Raw genomic sequence first — 5,226 nt, 5'->3', positions numbered from 1 at the left:
TATGCCGCGCGCCTTCGCCTTGTCGCCATAGAGCTGGGCAAACCCCTCGATCAGGGCCTCCAATCGCATCACGATGGTCGGGCTTCGCTGGATCATCGTCACGTCGGCGCCGGCCGCGCAGAGATCGGCACAGACGTCGTGGGCCGTCGTTCCCGAGCCCACCACGACGCATCGGCGTCCGGCATGATGGCGACCGCCCCGGTACCAGCCCGCATGCTGCTGCACACCGGCGAACCGCTCCTTGCCGGGGACGTCGGGGATTTTCGCGGCCCCGAATATCCCACTCGCGACGACGAGCTGCCGGGGGTTGAGCTCGATCATGCGGCCGCCGCGCCTGACCTGCAGCCGCCACATGTTCCGCGCATCGTCGAATTCCGCGGCCACGCATTCGGTCCCGGTCCAGACGTCAAGGTTCATCACGGATTGATAGGCGTCGAGCCAGTCGGCGAACTGATCCTTCGAGGGATGGAGCGGCCAGTCCTCCGGATAGGGAAAGCCCGGCATCCGGTCGAAATACGAGGGCGAGTGCAGCGCCAGCCCATCGTGACGCTCGCGCCAGGTGTCGGACGGGCGTTCACGGCGGTCGATCAGCAGCGTCGGCACGCCAAGTCGCTGAAGCTGCGCGCCGAGCGCCAGCCCGCATTGCCCAGCGCCGACGACGACGCAATAGGGCGCGGGAGCGGCGGAGGCGTCACGAGGCCAGTCACTCCCGGCCGCGTTCCCGTTCAACGGCTTCGAGGCAAGGGCCCGGTCGGACGGGTTTCCGACAGGCTTGAGGTCGGCCACGGACGTGAGCACTGTCCACGCCTTGCCCTGCCTGAGGCGGACGACGGCATGACAGCGGGCGGTCCTGGTCTCGAAGGTCGCAACGCCCTCGACGATCTCGTCATTGAGATGAGCCGGCCCCATCTGCAGCCATGCGGCGGGAGCGGCGCGCGCAAGACATGTGTCCAGCATCGCGCGGATCGAGTCCTGCCCCTCGGCGGTATGGATGTTCCAGGTGAGCGCCAGCAGGTCGCGCCAGAACGCGTCCGGATGAAACAGCGTCGCCAGCGCGTCGATATCTGCAGCCAACAAGGCTTGGTTGAACGAGGAAAGCCATTTGCTCAATTGCCCGTCGGCGATGTTCGTGACCATGTCGGTCCCTCCAGTTGGGTGACAAGGTCGCGAACGTCGTGGGGTGCGGTTACAGGTTGATTGCAAAACCCGCCATGGGCCGAGTCGATGGATTACAGATGCAATTGGCGCGAGGCTTTTCACGCAGCTTTGACCGCGCCATTCGATCAGCGCCGGCGTGCCTTCGCCGGCCGGCGCACGGCCCTGACCTTGCCGCTCTTGCCGCCGCCGCAATAGAACAGATCGGCGCCATCGGATTCGAGCCCCGATATGCCGGTGCCGGTGGGCAGCTCCAGCCGTTGCAGAACCTCGCCGGTCTGCGGATCGATGCGCCGCAATTCGCTCTCGTCGCCCTCCCAGGTGCCATGCCAGAGCTCGTCGTCGACCCAGGTGACGCCGGTGACGAAGCGGTTGGACTCGATGCTGCGCAGGATGGCCCCCGTCTCCGGATCGATCTGGTGGATCTTGCGGTCGCGATAGACGCCGACCCAGAGCGCACCCTCGGCCCAGGCCATGCCGGAATCGCGGCCGCCGCCGGGGGCCGGGATGGTCGTGAGCACGCGGCCGCTCTCGGGATCGATCTTCTGAATGCGGTCCTCGGCGATCTGATAGATGTGCCGGCCATCGAAGGCGGTTCCGGCATGCCCGGGCACGTCGATGGTGCGCATGATCGTGCCGCTTGCGGGATCGAGCGCGTTGATCCGGTCGCCGGACGCGAACCAGACATGCTTGCCGTCGAGGGTGACGCCGGCGACCTGATCGATGCCGGGGAAGGGGCCATATTCGCGGACGATCTCGGCGGTCGATCGGTTCATGATGTCATCCTCTTCGCTCGGTGCCAGTGCCCAACCTAGTCGGCGGGAAGCGACGCGGGGAGTAACAAGGTCGTCGTGAATCCGCCGACCGGCGGCGTCATCCAGCGCCGCGCCCGCGCGCGGCCGAACGACTGCACCTTGCCAGTGGCCGCGAGCTGATCGAGCGCGCGCTGCACGGTGCGCTGGCTTGCGCCCAGCGCCAGCGCGAGAGCTGAGCTCGACCATGATTCACCGTCGGCGAGGAGGGCGAGCACCGGCGCATGCGGCTCCTCGACCGGCCGTGCCAGCACCACGATGTCGCGGGCGCGGCGCGCGGTCAGCGCGAACCCGTCCTTCGTCGCGCTGACGATGGCAAGCGGCCGCAGCATGCTGCGCAGCCGGCCGATCTCCACGCGCAGCCGCGCACGATGCGACTCGTCGGCGTGCTTGCCGCGAAAGGCGCGCGCGATCAGCGTTTCTCTCGGCACGTCGCGCGGCCACGCCTCGGCAAGCGCGCGGGCGAGCGTAAACAGCACCGGACGTGTCGCCAGCGAAACGGCCGCGCCTGCGTCGCGCACGGCATGGCGGCAGGCGTCCACGACCAGCGCCTTGGAAGCCTGCAGGGCCTCGACCTCATCGAGGCGCAAGAGCTGTTCCTTGCCGCGCGCGATCAGACGCGCGGCAGGCGCCATCAATGTCTGCGAGGCGGTTTCGACCTCGGCGGCAAGCGCAGGGATCCGCGCCTGCCGCGCCGCGCGCCCGGCGCGGGCCAGTGCAGCACGGGCCAATTTGGTCCGCAGCCGGCGCATCGCGATGCCCGCCCGCACCAGCTCGTGGGCGGCCAGCGAGGCTGGCGGAAAGGGCGAGGGATCGAGGTCTTCGACCTTGCGCTCGGCCTCGTCGAGCTGCCCGATCAGGAGCAGGCGGCGGATTTCGAGATGCTGCGCATGCGCGGCATTGAGGCGGTCGCCATGTGCCTCCAGCGTGACCCGTGCCGCGTCGAGCGCCTTGGCCGGCCAGGCGAGGTCGCGCGAGGCCAGCGCGATCTCGGCTTCCGCCACGACACAACGCGCCCGCGCCACCGCCTCCCTGGGACCGAAGCCGCGTGCCGCCCTGCGCAGCAACGCCTTGGCGCGGTCGAGCTCGCCGAGCTGCGCCATCGCAATGCCGCGTAGCGCGAGCGCCGGCGCGTCGTCGCGCAACGCGACCCGGTTCAGCGCACCCAACGGATCGCCGGCAGCAAGCGCCCGCGCCGCGGCTGTTATCAGCGAGTCCATCGGAATCCCGTCACATTTGTCACTCTCACCATCCGAGCCTCCGGTCCTAGTCTATCTCGCGACCGAACGACAGGAGGCCGGAGATGCGGGAGGTAGTCACTTCGCGTGAGGATTGGCAGGAGTGGCTGTCACTGGCCGCTGCGCCGACCTTTGCGATCATGGCGCTGCTGAGCACCCTGGGCAGCTCGCCCGGCGTGCTATGCGGGCCGCATGCGATGTCGCCGCTGGGCGGCATGGTCCCGATGTACCTCCTGATGAGCGCCTTCCACACGGCGCCCTGGCTGAAATTGCTGTTGCGTCCGCGTGGTTGACTGCCATCGCGCGCACGCCATCCCACCCAATATCCGAAGGAGAACGATGATGACGACACATTCGACCGGCACGCGGGAAGAATGGCTGGCCGCACGGCTTTCGTTGCTCGAGGCGGAGAAGGAGCTGACGCGGCGGAGCGACGAGCTGGCGCGGCAGCGGCAGGCATTGCCGTGGGTGAAGATCGACAAGACGTACCGGTTCGACACCGGACAGGGAAACGCCACATTGGCCGACCTGTTCCAGGGGCGCTCGCAGCTCCTCATCTACCATTTCATGTTCGGGCCCGACTACACGGCAGGTTGTCCGTCCTGCTCGGCGATCGCGGACGGCTTCGACGGCATCGCGGTTCATCTGGCCAACCACGACGTCACGCTCATGGCGGTGTCGCGTGCGCCGCTCGCGAAACTCGACGCCTACAAGCAGCGGATGGGGTGGAGATTTCCCTGGGCCTCCTCGCAAGGCAGCGACTTCAACGCCGACTTCCATGTCTGGTATTCCGAGGCCCAGCAGCGCTCGGGCGACATCGACTACAACTACCAGCGCCAGAACTACCAGCGCCAGGTGCCGGCGCGGGCGTCGCTGGCCGGCAGCACCATCCGCGCCTGGAAGTCGCCGGCGGCCGGCGGACCCGTTGCGGAGATGGCGGCGATGAGCGGCACCGACGTGCCGACCTATACGCGAGAGCGCCCGGGCGTGAGCGCGTTCGTGCGCGAGGACGGCGTCGTCTATCACACCTATTCCAGCTTCGCACGTGGGCTGGATGGCCTCTGGAGCATGTATCAGTGGCTCGATCGCGCCCCGAGGGGACGCAATGAGGACGGCATCTGGTGGCGTCGCCACGACGAGTACGGCAAACAATGAGGGCAGCTGCGCCTTCGTCAGGCGAAGTCTTCCGGCTTCAACTCGATCGGCTGGCCGTGCAGCGTGCGGTCGGCGGCATGGTCCCAGGCGTCGCGGTAGCGGTGCAGCAGGCCGGCCGTGGCCACGCCTTTTTCGGCGACCAGCCGCTCCAGCGTGGCGAGCCAGTGGTGATAATAGGTCTCGCCGGTGTCGGGGTCGCCTTTGGCCTGCGCCCGCTTGATCTCCTCGCCGAGGGTGGCGGCCCATTCGCTCCAGGTGAAGACGCCGCGCTCGTGCAGCGCGAGCGCCATGGCAAAGGCCTGTGCTTCCCAGGGGGCGCGGAACACCGGGCCTTCGGCATCGCAGGGAAGATCGGGGATGGCGCGCGCGGCCTCGGCCGCCGCCTCATCCATCACAACGGCTCCAGATAGGGCTCGAAGGCATCGATCGAGACCTTGCTGGTCGGATCGGCGTCCGGCCCCCACAGCTCCGCGCCGTCGAACACGACGGTGTAGAGCCACTGGGGATTCTCGCCGGCCTCGATCGCGGCCGAATCCGGAAACACATGGCAGCCGAGGTTGCGCTCGACTGCGCCGACATGGCCGCGCACATAGCGCGGCAGTCTTGTGTGGGTCGCCGGATGGATGTTTTTCGCACGCACGCGGTCTCCAGGATTGAACCTGGCCGGCGCCTGCGGGGCGCGCGCGAACTTGCCGCGCACCATGATGCGCTCGACATCGCTGACGCCGAACTTGCCGCGCGCGAGCGGCTTGGCCGGCCCCTGGGCATGCCCTTCTGCCACCTCCGCGGGCGCGACAAAACCCTTGTCGACCAGCATGTCCTCGAGCCCCAGGAACCATTTCTTGTAATAGGAGCTGGAGAGATAG

7 protein-coding genes are annotated in these 5,226 nt (G+C 68.0%); 2 read left to right on the top strand and 5 right to left on the bottom strand.

What is annotated here, in order from left to right; translation table 11 throughout:
• From JOY90_RS38140 to JOY90_RS38130, 3 genes are all read right to left on the bottom strand, one after another.
• On the bottom strand, window positions 1-1,137 hold a 1,137-nt coding region (locus JOY90_RS38140; RefSeq protein WP_291696240.1), incomplete at its 3' end, for an NAD(P)/FAD-dependent oxidoreductase.
• Window positions 1,138-1,283: 146 nt separating this feature from the next.
• Window positions 1,284-1,931: a PQQ-binding-like beta-propeller repeat protein gene (locus tag JOY90_RS38135; protein ID WP_291696239.1), complete on the bottom strand. Its 648-nt coding sequence runs from the start codon at window positions 1,929-1,931 to the stop codon at window positions 1,284-1,286.
• A gap of 35 nt (window positions 1,932-1,966) precedes the next feature.
• Window positions 1,967-3,187 (bottom strand): helix-turn-helix domain-containing protein, encoded by a 1,221-nt coding sequence (locus tag JOY90_RS38130; protein ID WP_291696238.1) that lies wholly within the window; start codon window positions 3,185-3,187, stop codon window positions 1,967-1,969.
• Between the two features lie 83 nt (window positions 3,188-3,270).
• On the opposite strand from JOY90_RS38130, the gene JOY90_RS38125 reads away from it, so the two are divergent.
• Together JOY90_RS38125 and JOY90_RS38120 are read left to right on the top strand one after the other, a co-directional pair.
• Window positions 3,271-3,498, top strand: a complete 228-nt coding sequence (locus JOY90_RS38125; protein ID WP_291696237.1) for a hypothetical protein — start codon at window positions 3,271-3,273, stop codon at window positions 3,496-3,498.
• Between the two features lie 49 nt (window positions 3,499-3,547).
• A complete protein-coding gene (locus JOY90_RS38120) occupies window positions 3,548-4,360 on the top strand; it encodes a DUF899 domain-containing protein (protein ID WP_291696236.1) in 813 nt (270 codons plus the stop codon).
• A gap of 17 nt (window positions 4,361-4,377) precedes the next feature.
• Here the strand turns inward: JOY90_RS38120 and JOY90_RS38115 are convergent, their stop codons facing one another.
• On the bottom strand, window positions 4,378-4,752 hold the full coding sequence (locus tag JOY90_RS38115; protein ID WP_291696235.1) for a nitrile hydratase accessory protein: 375 nt from the start codon (window positions 4,750-4,752) through the stop codon (window positions 4,378-4,380).
• The coding region (nthB, locus tag JOY90_RS38110; protein ID WP_291696234.1) for a nitrile hydratase subunit beta at window positions 4,752-5,226 on the bottom strand (475 nt) is incomplete at its 5' end. The genes nthB and JOY90_RS38115, both read right to left, overlap by 1 nt.

This window comes from Bradyrhizobium sp., assembly GCF_019242285.1.
Classification (GTDB): Bacteria; Pseudomonadota; Alphaproteobacteria; order Rhizobiales; family Xanthobacteraceae; genus Bradyrhizobium.
Note: the sequence above shows the minus strand (reverse complement) of the source record. Positions and strands in the feature narration are given on the sequence as shown.